This is a genomic window from Mycobacterium szulgai (assembly GCF_002116635.1).
Lineage (GTDB): Bacteria > Actinomycetota > Actinomycetes > Mycobacteriales > Mycobacteriaceae > Mycobacterium > Mycobacterium szulgai.
Window position 1 is genome coordinate 79806 of sequence record NZ_LQPW01000039.1, and the last position, 18094, is coordinate 97899.

The window sequence follows — 18094 nt, forward strand, 5'->3', positions numbered from 1 at the left end:
CTAAACCCAGGGGTCCTCGCGCTGCCATACTGTCGGCAGCTGCAGTGCGACACCGTCCTGCGCGGCCAGCTCGTCGAGGATGCGGATGGACACGTCCAGGTCGTCGCCCGCATATGGCAAGGCCCGCAACGGCTTTGACAGCGGGCGGAAGAAATCGTCCCAATGTATGAGAATCACGCGGCGCGCGCCCACCGCACGCACGACCTCAGTCCAGTACTCGACCAGATACGACCGCGGTTGCAGACCCAATTGGCCGACGCTGAGGTAAACCGCATCGGCGCGCCGGCCGGCCAGCGCGCCCTTGACGTAACCGGCGCTACCCTGAATCAGCAGCCGACGTCCGGACGGCCGGTGATGAATCAGCGTCGACCAGGCTTCGCCGCAGCGGTAGGCCGACGCCCGAACCGGCGGTTGTACCGGCGCGCCGATCACCCCGGGGAACCGGTCGGGTGGACAGTGGTGTGATTCAATCAGCGTTACCTCGAAGGCGCCCAACGCAATTGGTTCACCGGATGTTGCGATGACCAAACGATCTTCGGCCAGTCCGTATCCGCGGCCCACATTGGCCGCGGATTCGCCGCCGACCAAGTGCGCGCCGGTACGGTCGGCCACCAGCGCGGAATCCAGCACATGGTCGATGTGGGTGTGCACCGGAATGACCGCGGACAGCCGGGACACCTTGGCCCGCGCCAGGCAGCCGTCGACGCGCGCCGCCGACGGGGCCACCTTGCCGACCGCCACCTGCGCGAGACTGGGCCGGGAGAAGTAGCCATCGGTCATCAGCGCTTCGGAGCCGTCATCGAGCAGTACCGTTGCCACGCCCAGCCAGGTCGCCGCTAGCGGTGCATCAGGCGCCGCTGCCGGTACGCTGAAACGGCCGGAATAGCGCTCGATATCTGGACGACCCAACTTCAGCCGCATCAGCAGAATGCCTTGATCTCGGTGCCGGCGGACTTGAGCTGATCGCGTACCGCAGCGGCGATCTGCACCGCGCCCGGTGAATCACCGTGTACGCAAACGGATTCCACGGGAATGGCAACCCGGGTGCCGTCGATCGCGGTGATCTCCCCGGTGGTCACCATGCCCAGAACCCGCCGGGCGATCGCGCCCGGATCGTCAAGCACCGCGCCCGGTTCGCGACGCGAGACCAGCTGCCCGTCGGGTTGATAGGCGCGATCGGCGAACGCTTCGGCGACGGTGCGCAAGCCAACGCGCGCGGCCTCTTCAAAAAACACCGAACCGGCCATGCCCAGCACCGGCAGCGTGTTGTCCACGATGGCCACCGCCTCGGCTACCGCGGCGGCCTGCTCGCGATTGGTCACAATCGTGTTGTACAGCGCGCCATGGGGTTTGGCGTAGACCACCGCGGAGCCGCAAGCCTGTGCGATCGCGTGCAAGGCGCCGATCTGATACACCACGTCGGCGAACAGATCTTCGGCGGTCACGTCGATGAAGCGTCTGCCGAACCCGGCCAAGTCGCGATAGCTCAACTGCGCGCCGATCCGAACCCCGCGTTCGGCCGCCGACCGGCACACCCGCAACAGCCCTGCGGGATCGCCGGCATGAAAGCCGCACGCCACATTGGCGCTGGTGACAATCCCCAGCATGGCGTCGTCGTCGCCGAGGCGCCAGACGCCGAATCCCTCGCCCAAGTCGGCATTGAGGTCGATAGAAGCCACGCATGCCAGCTTATTGCGGGATCCTGGCGATCACCTGATCGAGGCGGCTCCCGACATGCGGTGCGGTGCTGCGCGGTGCGGCCGAGTTCTGCATACATTTCTCATTTCCGCCCACGTCGCGAGCGTGATCCTGGTAGAGATTCACCTAGCCTGCCGGTAAGGCCGCGCTGACGGGGAGCTGCGGCTTTGGTTGCGCGAGAGGATGCATCGTGGATGTAGATCAAGCCTGCCGAAATGCGCATGCACCGTGGAGTGTAATTGTCTCAGCGACGCTGAATGCGAACCTGGCGACCGTACTGGCGGGCTTCACGATTACCGCGATTGCATTCTTGCTCGGCAGAAAACGCTCAGAAGAGAAAGCCTTGCACGCAGTTGCGTTGTTTGCGCCCGGAGTGCTGGTCCTCGCGCTCGCATCCAATTTATTCGGCAGCATAGCGGCGATCGCGCCGCCGGTGCGTAATGGCCAGGTACCGCCCGACGGACAATATGTCTGCGGTGTTGCCCTGACTCAAAGCCAGGCGGCTAATGGCATGCTGGGCGTGGGTTTCGTTATTATGGTCGCCGGCTTGTCCTGGACAATGGCGCACGCCGCGGATGCGGATACGCGCGACCGCAAATCTCTGGTGCATCTCGGCAATTCGCTGGTGCTCATCGCAATCGTGACGGTCTCGCTGCTGTTGACCCGCAATTCGCTGAACTATGTCGCTCGCATGCACGAATTTGGCGTACATCTACCGGGGCAATTGGACGCCGCGCTGTGGTCGATATTCGGCTTCATTGCAGTGGTTAGTGCCGTCATCATCGGAATAAGGATGCTGCGGTACTATCGCGGTCTAGCGGCGGGCAGGCCGTTGGCTGACGAAGAGACCGTCATGGCTCGGCGGCTTCGGCGCATTCCGTTCGTCAGCGTAATTGTGTTGACGGCGCCCATGGCATTCTTTGGATCGCTGTGTTGCATAGTCATTGGTCAAGAAACCTCGACGCCTGGCGGTTTGGCAGCCTTTTTCGCCTTGGCCGTAGGTGTCTTCCTGCCGTACCTGATATTTCTATTGATCGCCTCTTCGGTACCCGGGCCGGGCTTCTTTTACTGGGCGCCGGCGAAAAGCGAGAAGTAGGCCGACACCTACAGCTTGGCGATCTTGGTAGCTATCTGGGTAACGATATCGGTTGCCACTGCACTCTTTTGGTTATAGGCGCAGGTGACCACATCGATGGCGATGTTGTTGCGCACCGTCAGCGCACGCTGACAGGCCCAGCCGTCGCCACCCTCCTGCACCTGCGAGGTGCTCAGCGTGCCGTCGTTGTCGGTCGCCCCGGCCACCGTCCACACTGTGTCCGGCTGATTGGGGCTGACATCGTTGAATCGGCGGTTGGAACACGAATTCCAGCTCTGCACTTGGCTGTTGTAGAACGAGTTCGCGTCCTTGGCGCTCGGGAAGGCAACGACCGCCTGAATGGCATAGTGCTTGCGGTTCTTCGAGTCGTCCACGCTGTCGTCGAGACGCTGGCCGCGCATGGCGGTCCATCCGGTGCCTGCGTAAACCTTGTCCTGGGCGGGGCCGTCGACGGACAGACAGTTCTTGTCGGGCACGTTCTGGCTCCAGTCCCACATCGCTTTGGCGTTGAACCACACCTTCATCGAGGTGGCGCCGAGCTCGGTATTGATCTCACCGGTGTCGAGCAGCAAGCTGTCCAGCGCGGATACCGGAATCGGCGGCTGGTTCAGCGGTCCCGAGGTGTCGGCGGCAGTGGCGTGGCCATCGACCATTTTGGTGCAACCCACCACGAGCAAACACGTACCGGCCAAGGCGGTGATCGCGGCGATGTGCTGGCGCACTGGTTCCTCCCCTAATTGTGTGCACCAGCTTAGTGTTAGAGCCGCCGATGGCGCCCGAGCAGCCAACAGATCAGGTAGATCACGAACGAGATGGTGGCCACGAACACCGACACCGGGACCCCCGGGGCCAGTGACAGCACGATGCCACCAACCGCGGCCACTTCGGCGAATGCCACCGAGGTCAGGATCGCGGCAACCGGCGCGGCAACCAGCCGGGCGGCCGCGGCCGCCGGGGTGATCAGCAACGACATCACCAGCAGGGCCCCGACGATTTGCACCGCCTGAGCCGCCACCACACCGACCAGCGCGGCAAACACGATGCCCAGGGTGCGCACCGGCACGCCGTAACCCGCCGCCACCTCAGGATCGACGCTGGCGAACAGCAGCGGTCGGTAGCAGACCGTCAGTACGGCGACGACGAGCATGCACACCACCGCGAGCATGGCCAGTCCGGAGTAGCCGACGCCGACGATCTGGCCGGTCAGTAGCGCGAAGCTGGTTCCGGTCCGGCCTGGGTAGAGGTGGATGAACAGCACCGCCAGGCCCAGCCCGAAGGCCAGCACCACGCCGATCACCGAGTCGCGCTCGCGGGCCCGCTGGCCCAGAATGCCGAACAGCGCGGCGGCCAGGGCACTGCCGATGAGTGCACCCGCCCCCACGTGAAACCCGGCCAGTAGCGCGAAAGCGGCTCCGGTCAAAGACAATTCGCTGGATCCGTGCACGGCGAACGACATCTGCCGCATCACGATGAATGGCCCGATCAGTCCGGCTACCAATCCCAGTAGCGCGGCCGCCACCAGCGCCTGCTGAACGAAGTCGTGCCGCAGCAGATGGACGGTCAGATCGAAGGAGAACAGGTGGTCGAGCATGTCGGTCAGCCGGGTGTTCATGAGGACTCCCCGACAACCACGTAGCTGCCCTTGACGCGTACCACTTCGATGTCGGTCCGATACAGCGCCGAGAGCGTCGCCGAGGTCATTACCTCCTCGACGGTGCCGATCCGGAACCGGCCGTCGACCAGATAGAGCACCCGATCCACATACGGCAGGAACGGGTTGACCTCATGGGTGACCACGATGATCGCGGTGCCGGCCTCCCTGCGGCGACGGTCGATCAGCGCCGCGACCAGCCTGGCATTGGCGGGATCGAGGGCCAGTAGCGGCTCGTCGCACAGCATCAGCGCCGGGTCGCTGGCCAGGGCCTGGGCGATGCGCATCCGCTGCAACTCGCCACCGGACATGAGCCCGACCCGCACATCGGCCAGCTGTTCCCCGTTGACCTGGTGCAGTGCCCGTCGCACGGCCGCGTGCCGTCGGGCCCGCTCATCGGCTCGTAGCGGCATGGCGCCCCAGCGCCGCCCGTCGACGCCGAGCCGAACCAGGTCGGTGCCGCGCAGCATAACCTCGCGGTCGATCGGATTGTGCTGCGGCACATAGCCAATTCGTTCACTGACCAGTGCGGTGCCGGCGCTCAGTGCCAGCTGGCCGAGCAGCACCCGCAGGAGTGAGGTCTTACCAGACCCGTTGGGCCCCAGTACCGCAATGAATTCACCGGGTGACACCGTCAGATCGAGGTGGTCCCAGAGCACACGATCGCCGAATGCCAGCCGGGCACCGGTGAGCGCAACCGCGTTATCGAGGTCCACCAGCGGATCAGCGGTTCGACCGCAGGGCGGCGGTCAGCTGGTCGACGGTGTCGCGTTGCCAGGTCAGGTAGTCGGTGCCATGCGGCAATGTCTCGGTGACCTGAGCGACCGGCACCCCGGCGCGCCGGGCCGCGGCTTGCAGACCGTTGATGGCCGCGCTCGAGGTCTGCGGGTTGATCAGCAACGCCGAAACTTCCCGCCGGTCGATCAGGTCGAGGATGCAGGCCATGTCGGCGGGGGAGGGGTCGTCGTCGTTTTCGTCGGCCTCGGTGAAGGTACTTGGAGCGCGGTTGATCAGACCGGACGCCGCCAACAGGTAGTTCACCACCGGCTCGGTCGCGATGACGCCCGCGGCGGGGTAGGTGGTGGCGATGGCGTGTTCGGCGGTCGCGACGGCATCGGCTCCGCGACCGAAATCCGCCGCGTTGGCTTGGTAGTAAGCCGCGTTGGCGGCGTCGATGGTTGCCAGCCGGCCGGCGATCGCGACCGCGACGGCCTTGACGACGCTCAGGTTGTAGAAGACGTGTTCGTCGGGGCGGCCGGCGGTGGCACCCAGCAGCGAATAGGCGTCGATCGACTGGATGTCGGGGTGGCCGGCGAGCACCCGGTTCACCCATGGGTCGTAGCCGCCGCCGTTGTAGATCACCAGTCGCGCGTCGGCGATCGAGGCGGCATCGGCCGGGCTGGCCTGGTAGGAGTGTGGATCGGCCTGGGCGCCGGTAAGGATGGACCTGACGGTGAGACGGTCGCCGGCGACCGCGCGTGCCACACTGCCCCAGACGTCGGTGGAGGCCACCACGGTAGTAGCGCCGGGATGAGCCGGGCCGTCGGATCCGCAGCTCGCCAGGACGGGTGCGCCGAGGACGTAGACAACGCTGAGCGCCGCGACAAACACCTTTCGCACGGCTTGATAATAATGAAAACCGTTTCCATTAGAAAGCGGGGTTCCGGAGTCGCGTAGCCGTGCCCGCGCACCCGCTGTAGCCTCACCGAACGTGAGTCCAACACCGCGCAGGCGGGCGACTCTGGCGTCGTTGGCGGCCGAGCTGAAGGTGTCGCGCACCACCGTCTCTAATGCCTTCAACCGGCCGGACCAGCTCTCCGCCGATCTACGCGAACGGGTACTGGCCACGGCGAAGCGGCTGGGTTACGCCGGCCCGGATCCGGTGGCTCGATCCTTGCGGACCCGCAAAGCCGGCGCGGTCGGCCTGGTGATGGCCGAACCGCTGACCTACTTCTTCAGCGATCCGGCGGCGCGCGATTTCGTTGCTGGAGTTGCGCAGTCCTGTGAAGAGCTGGGTCAGGGGCTGTTGCTGGTGGCAGTCGGCACCAGCAACAGCCTCGAGGACAACACCGCAGCCGTGCTGGCGGCCGGAGTGGACGGCTTCGTGGTGTATTCGGTGTGCGACGACGACCCATATCTGCAGGTGGTGTTGCAGCGGCGACTGCCCGTCGTGGTGGTCGATCAGCCCAAGGGCCTGGCCGGAGTGTCGCGGGTGGGCATCGACGACCGCGCTGCGATGCGCCAGATCGCCGATTACGTGCTGGGGTTGGGGCATCGCGAGATCGGGTTGTTGACCATGCGGCTGGGCCGGGACCGGCGCCAGGACCTGGTGGACGCCGAGCGGCTGAAGTCGCCGACCTTCGATGTGCAACGCGAGCGCATCATGGGCGTCTGGGATGCGATGACCGCAGCCGGCATTAACCCCGATTCGCTGACCGTGGTGGAAAGCTACGAGCACCTGCCCACGTCGGGCGGCGACGCCGCCAAGGTGGCGTTAGAGGCGAACCCGCGGATAACGGCTCTCATGTGCACCGCTGATATATTGGCCCTTTCCGCCATGGATTACCTTCGGGCACATGGCATTTACGTGCCCGGTCAGCTGACCGTCACCGGGTTCGACGGGGTCCCCGAAGCGATCAGCCGGGGGCTGACCACCGTCGCGCAACCGAGCTTGCAAAAGGGGCGCAGGGCCGGAGAATTGCTGCAAAAACCGCCGCGCTCCGGCCTGCCCGTGGTCGAGCTGCTGGACACCGAGCTGGTGCGCGGCCGTACCTCCGGACCGCCCGCCTAGCTGGCTTCGCTGTCGCCGATCAGCAGGCGCACGGCCAGGTCCAGTCGCTTGCTGACGTCGGTGGCCGACGCGCGCCGGGTGAGCCATGCCAGCAGATTCGACAGCCACACGTCCGAAATCACCCGGGCGATGTGGTACTGGTCCTCGGTGGGTTCACCGTCGCTCATGGCGCGGGCGAACATGCTGTCGATGAGCTTCTCGACCTGATCGACCTCGCTGGCCGCCGACGCGTCGGCGAAAACGTAGGCACGCGTCATCGCCTCGGTGAGCAGCGGGTTGCGCTGCATCGCGCGGTTGAGCTTGCCGACCATGAAATTGAGCCGCTGAAAAGGAGTCCCGCCGAGTACCGCAGAGCGGTCGGTCTTGGCGTCGATTCGACTGAACTCCCGGCCGAGCGCCGAGACCAGCAGATGCACCTTCGACGGAAAGTAGCGGTACAGCGTGCCGACCGCGACATCGGCCCGGTCGGCAACGGCCCGCATCTGAACCGCCTCGTACCCGCCTTTGGAGGCGATGGCCATAGTGGCGTCCAGGATGCGCTTGCGGCGTTCCCGCTGTGCTTCCGAGCCCAGCTCGGATTCAGCCAGTACCGCCACGTTCATGACCTCGCGCGGTTGTGACATGTAGCGGGCAGCTCCTCTTCCGGGCGGTATGTTCGCAAACGATACGCATTCGCGGAGTTAATCTTCCACCTCCCCGCTGCCGGGACAACGGCGTGTACTGGCGTAATAGGTGTCAACTTGACGGTTGGTCGTTTGCACTATTAGAACACGTTCTAGTGGACAGGAAAGGTTTCTTGTCCTGTGAAATTCACGACGGGGAGGTCCGCAGGTGGTAGCGACCGTCATTAAAGGGCAGGCCGAACAAGTCGCGGCGCGGGAATTGGTGCGTGACTGGGCCCGCACGTCGGCAGCGGGAGCGGCGGCGACGGCCGCTAGCCGCAAGATCGAACAAGGCGATCCCGACGCCTGGCGCCCGGTGTTCTCCGGCCTGGCCGACCTGGGATTGTTCGGCGTCGCCGTTGCCGAGGACCGTGGCGGGGCGGGCGGCAGCGTCGAGGACCTGTGCGCCATGGTCGAAGAGGCGGCCAAGGCGCTGGTGCCGGGGCCGGTCGCGACCACCGCACTGGCCACCCTCGTCGTCGAGGACGCCGACCTGCTGGCTGCGCTGGTCTCCGGAGACCGGTTCGCCGGGCTGGCGCTGGAAGCCGACGTGCGATTCGCCGGCCGGACCGCGTCGGGGACCGTCGAATTGGTGCTCGGTGGCGCGCCCGGTGGCGTCGTGCTGTTGCCGGCCGGCGGGGACTGGCTACTGGTCGACACCGAGGACGACGGCGTGCGGCTGGAGCCGTTGCGGGCCACCGACTTTTCCCGTCCCCTGGCACGGCTGGTACTGACGGATGCGCCCGCGGTTGCAGTAGCGGGGCAGCGTGTGGTGGATCTCGCCGCGACGGTATTGGCCGCCGAGGCGGCCGGGGTGACCCAATGGGCGCTCGACACCGCGGTGGCCTACGCCAAAGTGCGCGAGCAATTCGGTAAGCCGATCGGCAGCTTCCAGGCCGTCAAGCATCTGTGCGCGGAGATGCTGTGCCGTGCCGAGCAGGTTGAGGTGGTGGCATCCGATGCAGCGCGCGCGGCCGGCTATTCCGACGGCGAGTCTGACGCGGCGCAATTCTCCATCGCGGCCGCCGTCGCCGCCAGCCTCGGTATCGCCGCCGCGAAGGCCAACGCCAAAGACTGCATCCAGGTGCTCGGCGGGATCGGTTGCACCTGGGAGCACGACGCGCATTTGTATCTGCGCCGCGCGCACAGCATCGGGCGATTTTTGGGTGGCGCCGAGCACTGGTTGCGCCGCGTCACCGCGCTGACCCAGGCCGGTGTCCGTCGCCGCCTCAGCTTGGATCTCTCCGAAGTGGAGGGCCGCCGGACCGAGATCGCAGCGGCTGTCGCCGAGGTTGCCGCGCTGCCCGTAGCGAAGCGCCAGGTTGCCCTGGCCGAGGACGGGCTGCTGGCCCCGCACTGGCCCGCGCCCTACGGACGCAGCGCGACGCCGGCCGAGCAGCTGCTGATCGATCAGGAGATGGCGGCGGCCGGGGTGGTGCGGCCGGACTTGGTGATCGGCTGGTGGGCCGCACCGACCATCCTCGAGCACGGCACTCCCGAACAGATCGAGCGCTTCGTGCCGGCCACCCTGCGCGGTGAATTCCTTTGGTGTCAACTATTTTCCGAGCCGGGTGCCGGGTCGGATCTGGCGTCGCTGCGTACCAAGGCGGTGCGGACTGACGCAGGCTGGCTACTCACCGGGCAGAAGGTCTGGACGTCGGCGGCGCACAAGGCGCGCTGGGGCGTGTGCCTAGCCCGCACCGACCCGGATGCGCCAAAGCACAAGGGCATCACCTACTTCCTGATCGACATGAAATCGCCGGGCATCGAGATCCGCCCGCTGCGTGAGATCACCGGCGACTCGCTGTTCAACGAGGTCTTTCTGGACAACGTGTTCGTTCCCGACGAGATGGTCGTCGGCAACGTGAACGACGGCTGGCGGCTAGCGCGCACCACGCTGGCCAACGAGCGGGTGGCGATGGCGACCGGAACCGCGCTGGGCAACCCGATGGAAGAGCTGCTCAAGGCGCTGTCGCAGCTGAATCTCGATGTCGCACAAGAGGATCGGCTGGGGCGGATGATCCTGCTGGCTGCGACCGGTGCGCTGCTGGACCAGCGGATCGCTCAGCTGGCTGTGGGTGGTCAGGATCCGGGCTCGCAGTCCAGCGTGCGCAAACTCATCGGCGTCCGGTACCGGCAGGCGCTGGCCGAATTCATGATGGACGTCTCCGAGGGCGGCGGCCTGGTGGAAAACACTGCGGTGCACGACTTCCTGAACACTCGCTGTCTCACCATCGCGGGGGGCACCGAGCAGATCCTGCTGACCGTGGCCGCCGAGCGATTGCTGGGCCTGCCTAGATAGGGGTCTGTCGCCGAGCCTGCAATTTTGCAGGCCTCTACTCGCACTTTGCCTGCAGATTTACAGGCTCGGCGAGTTGTCGGTGCCATGGCCCACCATTTGGCGATGTCGGTGGTGGTGTTTAGAGGCGGCGAAGCTCTGGCGCATGGCCAAGTGACGCGACACGAGCTGCAACGGTGGTATCGACCAATCTTCCCGGGCGTGTATGCGCCCAGGCAGCAAGAGCTTTCGTTGCGACACAGAACTGAAGGCGCGTGGTTGTGGTCAAGGCGCGGGGCCGTCATCGCCGGTGTCGCGGCCTCGGCACTACACGGGGCCAAGTGGGTGGACGGTGACGCCTCGATCGAGTTGATCTGGTCTGGGACTCGGCCGCCAAGCGGGATAGTCGCGCGTGACGAGGTCCTGGACGACGACGAAAGCACGCGGGTCGTGGGTCTACCAGTAACCACTTTGGCTCGTACGGCATACGATCTGGGCCGTCATTTGCCGCGTAACCAGGCGGTTGCTCGTCTCGATGCGCTGATGCGAGCCACGGCGGTTGCCGTCGACAAAGTGTTGTTGCTGGCCGACCGTCACCCAGGTGCCCGCGGCGTGCGACACCTGCGTGCCGCGCTGGCGCTTGTCGACTCGGGTGCGGCGTCGCCACGAGAAACATGGCTGCGACTTCTGCTCGTCGACGCCGGCTTGCCAACACCGACCACGCAGATACCGATAAACGACAACTATCGAGCATTGGCGATGCTCGACATGGGCTGGCCGGAGTTCGGCGTTGGCGTCGAGTACGACGGCGATCACCACCGCAGTGACCGGCGCCAATACGCCAAGGACCAGCGGCGGCTGCGCAGGTTGGAGGAGTTGGGCTGGATCCTCATCCGGGTGATCGCTGAGGACAAACCCGCCGAGGTCATCCAGCGCGTGCACAACGCACTGCTCGCCAGGGGATGGCGCCCGTCGGTGGATTAGCTCGGCGGATTAGCCGAAGTTGGCCTGTGCGCAGGTGCTGGGCGTGGTGAGGTTGACCCCGGTGTAGATCACCTGCATGTGGGTGCAGACGATGACGTTGGCGTTGGTCATCGGCTGCCCGGTCGACCAGCTGGTCGCGTCGATGACGCCGGTCGTCTGGTACTTGTCCGGCGGACCCTCGCCGAAGTACACGGTGGTGATGACGTCGGACCCGCCCTCCTTCATGACCCGCTCGAACTGGCTGGTGGCGTGCGCATCGAGATACATCAACCGGTTCGTGGGGCGGATCTCGGTTGTTTGCCGGGCCCACAGACTGGGCGGGAAGCCGGCCGGGCCGTCGGGGGTGCGCAGATTGGTGCCGGCGACGAAGTCGCAGCTGCCGTTCGGGTGGCAATTGAGGAACGTGTGCGTCTCGAGTTGGGTAGCGTCGTCGACCGGGAACAGCGTGGTAGCGGTATTGCTCCCGGCGGCCGAGATCGGGGTGGGCAGCAACATGAGCATCAGGCCCACAACTGCGAAACCAGGAACCAGCCGCTTCATCCCGCTCCCCTTACTCGCGACTACTCGTCGTAGGTCACCTCTACCGAATCAGATTCCGGGTGAGATTGACAGGCCAAAATTAGCCCGTCGTCGAGATCCTGCTGCTCCAGTACGTCGTTGACTTCCATGCTGACTTTGCCGCTGCGCAGCGTGCACGCACATGCCCCGCAATGGCCTTCGCGGCAGGAGAACGGCGCGTCCAGGCCCTCGGCCAGTAGTACGTCAAGCAGTTTGGCACTACGCGGCCACTCCACGGTGTGCGTCTCGCCGTCGAGCTCCACCACCGCGGTGGCGGGCGGCTGGTCACCGGTGTCCTCGATCTTGACCGCGGCGAACGGGTCGGAGTCCAGTGACTTGAACACCTCGATGTGTACTTGGCGCGCAGGCACTTTCAGCGTCTCCAGGGCAACGCGGGCCGCCTGCATGAACGGGCCCGGCCCGCAGATGAACGCCGGCCGGTCGGTGCACGGTTCGGCCAGCTTGGCCAGTGCGGTCGCGCTCGGGAGGCCCTGCAGCGACTCCAGCCAGTGCACCACGGTGAGCCGGTCGGGGTATTTGGCGGCCAGCTCGCGCAGCGCGTCGCGAAAGATCACCGAGCGATCATCCCGGTTCGCATAGATCAAGGTGATCTGCCCGCTGCCTTCGGCCAGCGCAGACTTGCAGATCGCCATGATGGGGGTGATGCCGCTGCCCGCCGCCAGCAGCAGGAAGTCGTCGTCGAGGGTGTTGGGGACGAAGTTGCCCGACGGGGCCAGCACATGGATGCGCATGCCTTTATGGGCGTTGTCGCACAGCCAGTTCGACGCGTATCCGTCCGCGGTTCGTTTGACCGTGACGGTCAGCGCGTCGTCGGTGAACGGCGAGCTGCACAGCGAATAGCAGCGTGCCACCGACCCGGTGCGGTCGCTGGGGACGCGCAGCGTCAGGAACTGGCCGGGTGCGTAACGCAACCGGTCCGCCGGAATGGCTGGATCGTTCGGCCCATCCGGAACGGCGAACACCAGCGACCGGGCATCGTCTGTCTCGGCGACGACGTCGGCGATCTGCAGCTCGAGGACGTGGTCGCCGAGCGGTTCGTCGGGAACGGCCCCGCCAATATCTGCCGTCAAGAAGCGGCCTACCTTTCTCGTAACTAGAACATGTTACAGAAAACCCGATTCGTATCGCTACCAGCCGCAGGAATACCCTGCTCGACACAAATCGGAACGTGTTCTAGTCTTTCCTTAAGCCAATCACGAGCCCAATCACCTCTCCCAGGAGGCAAACGTAAGTGACGTCCATTCAACAGCGTGATGCGCAGTCGGTTCTTGCTGCCATCGATGATCTGCTGCCCGAGATTCGGGACCGGGCGCAGGCAACCGAGGACCTGCGCCGAATCCCCGACGAATCCATCAAGGCGCTCGACGACGTCGGCTTCTTCACCCTGTTGCAGCCCGAGCAGTGGGGCGGCCTGCAATGCGACCCCACCCTGTTCTACGAAGCGACACGGCGGCTGGCCAGCGCGTGCGGTTCCACCGGCTGGGTGAGCTCGATCGTCGGTGTGCACAACTGGCACCTGGCGCTGTTCGATCAGCAGGCTCAGGAAGAAGTCTGGGGCGAGGACACCAAGACGAGAATCTCGTCGTCGTACGCGCCGATGGGCGCCGGCGTCGTCGTCGACGGCGGCTATCTGGTCAACGGGGCCTGGAACTGGTCGTCGGGGTGTGACCACGCCACCTGGACCTTCGTCGGTGGTCCGGTCATCAAAGACGGCCGGCCGGTCGACTTCGGCAGCTTCTTGATCCCCCGCACCGAGTACGAGATCGACGACACCTGGTTTGTGGTCGGGCTGAAGGGCACCGGCAGCAATACTTTGATGGTCAAGGATGTCTTCGTGCCGCGGCACCGGTTCTTGTCCTACAAGGCGATGAACGACCACACCGCCGGCGGGTTGCGGACCAACACCGCTCCGGTCTACAAAATGCCTTGGGGCACAATGCATCCCACCACCATTTCGGCGCCGATCGTGGGCATGGCTTACGGAGCATACGACGCACATGTCGAGCATCAGGGTAAGCGGGTGCGCGCGGCGTTCGCCGGGGAAAAGGCCAAGGACGACCCGTTCGCCAAGGTTCGCATCGCCGAGGCGGCCAGTGACATCGACGCGGCCTGGCGTCAGCTGATGGGCAATGTCGGCGACGAGTACGCATTGTTGGCCGCCGGCAAGGAGATTCCGTTCGACCTGCGCGCTCGGGCGCGGCGTGACCAGGTGCGTGCCACCGGGCGCGCGATCGCTTCGATCGACCGGCTCTTTGAGGCATCTGGTGCTACCGCACTGGCCAGTGACGCACCGGTGCAACGCTTTTGGCGTGACGCACACGCTGGCCGGGTGCATGCGGCCAATGACCCAGAGCGGGCGTACGTGATCTTCGGCAACAACGAGTTCGGGTTGCCGCCCGGCGACACCATGGTTTAACCCCATGACAGCTACCGAGGAGCTGACGTTCGAATCCACCTCGCGTTACGCGGAAGTGGATGTGGACGGGCCGCTGAAGCTGCACTACCACGAGGCCGGCGCAGGCAATGACCAGACGGTGGTGCTGCTGCACGGCGGCGGTCCCGGCGCGTCGAGTTGGACGAATTTCTCGCGCAACATCGCGGTGCTGGCCCAGCACTTCCACGTGCTGGCCGTCGACCAGCCCGGCTACGGGCATTCGGACAAACGGGCCGAGCACGGGCAGTTCAACCGCTATGCCGCCAGGGCTTTGCAGGGCCTCTTCGAACAGCTGGGCCTGAGCCGGGTTCCGTTGGTGGGCAACTCCTTGGGCGGGGGTACCGCGGTGCGGTTCGCGCTGGACTACCCGGACCTGGCCGGGCGCCTGGTACTGATGGGCCCGGGCGGACTGAGTATCAACCTGTTCGCGCCGGACCCGACCGAAGGCGTGAAGCGGCTCGGCAAGTTCTCCGTGGAGCCCACCCGGGAGAATCTCGAGGCTTTCCTGCGGGTAATGGTCTACAACCAGAAACTGATCACGCCCGAATTGGTGGACCAGCGATTCGAGCTGGCGAGCACGCCGGAATCGCTGACCGCGACGCGCGCCATGGGAATGTCGTTCTCGGGGGCCGATTTCGAGCTCGGGATGATGTGGCGTGAGGTGTACCAGCTGCGCCAGCCAGTGCTGCTGATCTGGGGCCGCGAGGACCGGGTCAACCCACTGGACGGCGCGCTGGTAGCGCTCAAGACGATCCCGCGTGCGCAGTTACACGTGTTCGGGCAGTGTGGACATTGGGCTCAGGTGGAGAAGTTCGACGAATTCAACAAGCTGACCATCGATTTCCTGGGAGGTGCGAGGTGAGCATCCGGTCACTGGGCTATCTGCGCATCGAAGCCACCGATATGGGCGCGTGGCGGGAGTACGGCCTGAAAGTTCTCGGCATGATCGAGGGCTCACCTAGGTCGCAAGGCACCATCGAGGGCGCGCTTTACCTGCGGATGGACGATTTCCCGGCCCGGCTGGTCATCGTGCCCGGTGAGCATGACCGGCTGGCGGAGGCCGGCTGGGAATGCGCGAATGCCGAAGGTCTGCAAGAGATCCGGCAGCGGCTCGATGTGGAGGGCACGCCGTACAAGGAGGCCACCGCCGCGCAATTGGCGGAGCGGCGAGTCGACGAGATGATCCTGTTCTCCGACCCGTCGGGCAATCCGCTGGCGGTCTTTCACGGCGCCGCGCTGGAACACCGGCGGGTGGTGAGCCCCTATGGGCACAAGTTCGTCACCGCCGAACAAGGCCTGGGACACGTGGTGCTGACCACCCGCGACGACGCCGAGGCGTTGCACTTCTACCGCGATGTGCTGGGATTCAAGCTGCGCGACTCGATGCGGCTGCCGCCGCAGATGGTGGGACGGCCCGCAGACGGTGCCCCGGCTTGGCTGCGCTTCTTCGGCTGCAACCCCCGGCATCATTCGCTGGCGTTCCTGCCGCTACCCAACCCCAGTGGCATCGTGCACCTGATGGTCGAGGTGGAGAATGCCGACGACGTCGGTCTGTGCCTGGACCGGGCGCTGCGGCGCAAGGTGCCGATGTCGGCCACCCTCGGTCGCCACGTCAACGACCTGATGCTGTCGTTCTACATGAAGACGCCCGGCGGTTTTGACGTCGAATTCGGTTGTGAGGGTAGACAAGTCGACGATCACGACTGGATCGCCAGGGAAAGCACCGCTGTCAGTCTGTGGGGCCACGACTTCACCGTCGGCATGCGCGGCTAGCCATGGCTGGGGCGCCGATCGACCCGCGCACATTCCGTAGCGTGCTGGGTCAGTTCTGCACCGGGATCACGATCATCACCACCGTGCACGACGACGTGCCCATCGGCTTTGCCTGCCAGTCCTTTGCGGCGCTGTCGCTGGACCCGCCGCTGGTGCTGTTCTGCCCTACCAAGGTGTCGCGGTCCTGGAAGGCCATCGAGGCCAGCGGCCGCTTCTGCGTCAACGTGCTCACCGAGCAGCAGAAAGACGTCTCGGCCCGGTTCGGGTCCAAGGAACCCGACAAGTTCGCCGGAATCGATTGGCACCCTTCTGAACTCGGGTCACCGGTGATCGACGGCTCGCTGGCCTATATCGACTGCACGGTGGCATCCGTGCACGATGGTGGCGACCACTTCGTGGTGTTCGGCGCGGTCGAGTCGCTGTCGGAAGTCCCCAAGATCAAACCGCGCCCGCTGCTGTTCTATCGCGGCGACTACACCGGCATCGAGCCGGACAAGACCACGCCGGCGCAATGGCGCGACGACTTGGAGGCGTTTCTCACCACCACCACTCAGGACACCTGGCTTTAGCCGGGTATCGCGCCGGGGTTGCCCACTCGAATTGCCAACGCGATACAGCCGGCGATATCGCCTTTCGAAGAGCAACATGGCTGACCGCACCGCTAACTGCGCCGGGCGCCGGGCCAAATCGCACGCGCCGCCGGTGATGCACAGAAAGTGTCCTGTGCCGCAACAACATCCATATCGATCGCGTGCAATCCGTCTTCCTGGTGCGCCCGGCACGTGACGGCCAGAACCCGCTGGGTGCCGGGGTCCAGCTGCTCGGCTTCGATGGTCAATACCACGACGAGCGTGAACCCGGCGCCCGTCGGCAAATAGAAGGCGAGGTCTCGACTGCCGGGTGAGCCGCCGTTGGCCACGACATAGCCGTCTCCGCTGGGATACAGCGCCTGGCCGTACATCTGGGTGCGCTCGAAATGGGTGCCGTCGCCCACGGCACGCCACACCGAGAACCGGGTATTGCGGCTGCCGTTCCAAACACGCTGGGCGATAGGAATGATCAGCTCTTCGCGGCCGTCGCCGTCCACGTCCTGCAATCCGACGCCGCTCGGGCTGGACGGCTCCAGCAGTTCGTCAATGGTTTGGACGGCCGTCCCGGACGCGTCGGAGACGACGATCTTGACCGCCCTGGGGCCCGGTGCTTCGGGCACGCTGAAGTAGCTCACGTCGAAAGTCGCACCGACGCGATCGCTCGAATGCAGGTGGGAATCGGCGGCCGCGCTGGGACAAATCACTGCGACGACGGCGATGCCAAGCACGGCGCCGATTAGTGTCGCGCATTTCATGCGGCAGCACACTACCGTTACTGATGGGAGCCGCCAATGGCGAATATATTTGTCAAGAAATTTGACACGCATTGTCAAATATTTGTACCGCTTGACCTGCGCAAACAATTTATCGAAAAGCGGTTCACAGACGCAGTTCGCGGCGTTAGCATCTGGGAGTCCTGACCACAGATAAGGGTGAGAAATGTCAATTCAAACAGCAGAATCTCGCGTTTCCGAGCTGCGAACCCGCGACGCCGCGGACGAGGCCTGGCAATGGATTGTTGATCTCAAAGAGCTGGCGAAATCCAACAGCGCGGGCGCCGAGGCGCAACTCAACGCGATCTTCAAACTCGGAACCGCGCCGGCAAGTCTCGACGGTCCGACTAACGGCATCCTCGTCATGACGACGACGAACCCGTTGGTAGACGCGGCTGTGCGGTTCGTCACCGGCCTGTGGATGCCCTGGCAGGGAAAGCGATTCGACTCTGAGGCTCACACCGGTGACAACCGGATGATCTCCGCGGCGAAGCTGCCGTCAAAGCTGCTGTGGCCGTTGTACAAGATGAAGGACGGCGCCGACGGCAAACTCGCCTTCGACTTCAAGACCTATAGGGACGCCGGCAAGTGCGATCCGGACGTGGAGGTCATGGTCATCGACTACTCCGACGTCAAGGAGAACCCCTACCTCATCATCAGGAGCATCCGCGACGAACTGGTCGAGGTGGTGCCGGGAACGTATCTCGGCAAAATCCTGTTCAAGGTGCCGCGCGGCGGCTACGAGATGATCGGCTTCTTCGCCTTGCGCACTTAGCTTTTCACCG

At 65.1% G+C, this 18094-nt stretch carries 19 protein-coding genes; 9 read left to right on the forward strand and 10 right to left on the reverse strand.

What is annotated here, in order from left to right:
• Together AWC27_RS09095 and AWC27_RS09100 are read right to left on the reverse strand one after the other, a co-directional pair.
• Complete coding sequence (locus AWC27_RS09095; protein ID WP_085670171.1) at positions 1 to 921, reverse strand: MBL fold metallo-hydrolase; 921 nt, start codon at positions 919 to 921, stop codon at positions 1 to 3.
• A complete protein-coding gene (locus tag AWC27_RS09100) occupies positions 921 to 1679 on the reverse strand; it encodes a LamB/YcsF family protein (protein ID WP_085670172.1) in 759 nt (252 codons plus the stop codon). Before AWC27_RS09100 ends, AWC27_RS09095 begins: the two co-directional genes overlap by 1 nt.
• 209 nt (positions 1680 to 1888) lie before the next feature.
• Here AWC27_RS09100 and AWC27_RS09105 point away from each other — a divergent pair, with 209 nt between their 5' ends.
• The gene (locus tag AWC27_RS09105) at positions 1889 to 2794 is read left to right on the forward strand and encodes a hypothetical protein (protein WP_085670173.1); all 906 of its coding nucleotides are present in this window, start codon (positions 1889 to 1891) and stop codon (positions 2792 to 2794) included.
• An 8-nt stretch (positions 2795 to 2802) separates the two neighbouring features.
• Here AWC27_RS09105 and AWC27_RS09110 read toward each other — a convergent pair whose 3' ends face one another.
• The 4 genes from AWC27_RS09110 to AWC27_RS09125 are packed head-to-tail and all read right to left on the reverse strand — an operon-like array spanning position 2803 to position 6065.
• Positions 2803 to 3516 carry a sensor domain-containing protein gene (locus AWC27_RS09110; RefSeq protein WP_085670174.1) on the reverse strand — a complete coding sequence of 238 codons (714 nt, stop codon included), beginning with the start codon at positions 3514 to 3516 and terminating at the stop codon, positions 2803 to 2805.
• Between the two features lie 35 nt (positions 3517 to 3551).
• Complete coding sequence (locus AWC27_RS09115; RefSeq protein WP_085670175.1) at positions 3552 to 4406, reverse strand: metal ABC transporter permease; 855 nt, start codon at positions 4404 to 4406, stop codon at positions 3552 to 3554.
• Positions 4403 to 5161, reverse strand: coding sequence for a metal ABC transporter ATP-binding protein (locus AWC27_RS09120; RefSeq protein WP_085670176.1), 759 nt, complete (start codon positions 5159 to 5161; stop codon positions 4403 to 4405). Before AWC27_RS09120 ends, AWC27_RS09115 begins: the two co-directional genes overlap by 4 nt.
• Before the next feature lie 7 nt (positions 5162 to 5168).
• The gene (locus tag AWC27_RS09125; protein WP_211281594.1) at positions 5169 to 6065 is read right to left on the reverse strand and encodes a metal ABC transporter solute-binding protein, Zn/Mn family; all 897 of its coding nucleotides are present in this window, start codon (positions 6063 to 6065) and stop codon (positions 5169 to 5171) included.
• A 91-nt stretch (positions 6066 to 6156) separates the two neighbouring features.
• Between AWC27_RS09125 and AWC27_RS09130 the strand changes: the two genes are divergently transcribed.
• Positions 6157 to 7236, forward strand: coding sequence for an Rv3575c family transcriptional regulator (locus AWC27_RS09130; protein ID WP_085670177.1), 1080 nt, complete (start codon positions 6157 to 6159; stop codon positions 7234 to 7236).
• Here AWC27_RS09130 and kstR read toward each other — a convergent pair.
• The gene (kstR, locus tag AWC27_RS09135) at positions 7233 to 7832 is read right to left on the reverse strand and encodes a cholesterol catabolism transcriptional regulator KstR (protein ID WP_083115182.1); all 600 of its coding nucleotides are present in this window, start codon (positions 7830 to 7832) and stop codon (positions 7233 to 7235) included. The genes AWC27_RS09130 and kstR overlap by 4 nt on opposite strands.
• A 235-nt stretch (positions 7833 to 8067) precedes the next feature.
• Between kstR and AWC27_RS09140 the strand changes: the two genes are divergently transcribed.
• Both AWC27_RS09140 and AWC27_RS09145 read left to right on the forward strand, forming a co-directional pair.
• Positions 8068 to 10200, forward strand: coding sequence for an acyl-CoA dehydrogenase family protein (locus AWC27_RS09140; RefSeq protein WP_085670178.1), 2133 nt, complete (start codon positions 8068 to 8070; stop codon positions 10198 to 10200).
• Positions 10201 to 10302: 102 nt separating this feature from the next.
• Positions 10303 to 11160 (forward strand): endonuclease domain-containing protein, encoded by an 858-nt coding sequence (locus tag AWC27_RS09145; RefSeq protein WP_085670255.1) that lies wholly within the window; start codon positions 10303 to 10305, stop codon positions 11158 to 11160.
• 9 nt (positions 11161 to 11169) lie between these two features.
• On the opposite strand, the gene AWC27_RS09150 is transcribed toward AWC27_RS09145, so the two are convergent.
• Together AWC27_RS09150 and AWC27_RS09155 are read right to left on the reverse strand one after the other, a co-directional pair.
• Complete coding sequence (locus AWC27_RS09150; RefSeq protein WP_083115157.1) at positions 11170 to 11700, reverse strand: hypothetical protein; 531 nt, start codon at positions 11698 to 11700, stop codon at positions 11170 to 11172.
• Between the two features lie 20 nt (positions 11701 to 11720).
• A complete protein-coding gene (locus AWC27_RS09155) occupies positions 11721 to 12797 on the reverse strand; it encodes a ferredoxin--NADP reductase (protein WP_139836864.1) in 1077 nt (358 codons plus the stop codon).
• Positions 12798 to 12970: 173 nt separating this feature from the next.
• On the opposite strand from AWC27_RS09155, the gene hsaA reads away from it, so the two are divergent.
• The 4 genes from hsaA to hsaB are packed head-to-tail and all read left to right on the forward strand — an operon-like array spanning position 12971 to position 16515.
• On the forward strand, positions 12971 to 14155 hold the full coding sequence (hsaA, locus tag AWC27_RS09160) for a 3-hydroxy-9,10-secoandrosta-1,3,5(10)-triene-9,17-dione monooxygenase oxygenase subunit (protein ID WP_085670180.1): 1185 nt from the start codon (positions 12971 to 12973) through the stop codon (positions 14153 to 14155).
• A gap of 4 nt (positions 14156 to 14159) precedes the next feature.
• The gene (gene hsaD, locus AWC27_RS09165; protein WP_085670181.1) at positions 14160 to 15035 is read left to right on the forward strand and encodes a 4,5:9,10-diseco-3-hydroxy-5,9,17-trioxoandrosta-1(10),2-diene-4-oate hydrolase; all 876 of its coding nucleotides are present in this window, start codon (positions 14160 to 14162) and stop codon (positions 15033 to 15035) included.
• Complete coding sequence (hsaC, locus tag AWC27_RS09170; protein ID WP_085670182.1) at positions 15032 to 15946, forward strand: iron-dependent extradiol dioxygenase HsaC; 915 nt, start codon at positions 15032 to 15034, stop codon at positions 15944 to 15946. The genes hsaD and hsaC overlap by 4 nt, the downstream gene beginning before the upstream one ends.
• Before the next feature lie 2 nt (positions 15947 to 15948).
• Positions 15949 to 16515 (forward strand): 3-hydroxy-9,10-secoandrosta-1,3,5(10)-triene-9,17-dione monooxygenase reductase subunit, encoded by a 567-nt coding sequence (hsaB, locus tag AWC27_RS09175; protein WP_085670183.1) that lies wholly within the window; start codon positions 15949 to 15951, stop codon positions 16513 to 16515.
• Positions 16516 to 16607: 92 nt separating this feature from the next.
• On the opposite strand, the gene AWC27_RS09180 is transcribed toward hsaB, so the two are convergent.
• Positions 16608 to 17291, reverse strand: a complete 684-nt coding sequence (locus tag AWC27_RS09180; RefSeq protein ID WP_245846948.1) for a hypothetical protein — start codon at positions 17289 to 17291, stop codon at positions 16608 to 16610.
• A gap of 184 nt (positions 17292 to 17475) precedes the next feature.
• Between AWC27_RS09180 and AWC27_RS09185 the strand changes: the two genes are divergently transcribed.
• Positions 17476 to 18084, forward strand: coding sequence for a hypothetical protein (locus tag AWC27_RS09185; protein ID WP_085670184.1), 609 nt, complete (start codon positions 17476 to 17478; stop codon positions 18082 to 18084).
• Positions 18085 to 18094: the final 10 nt, after the last annotated feature.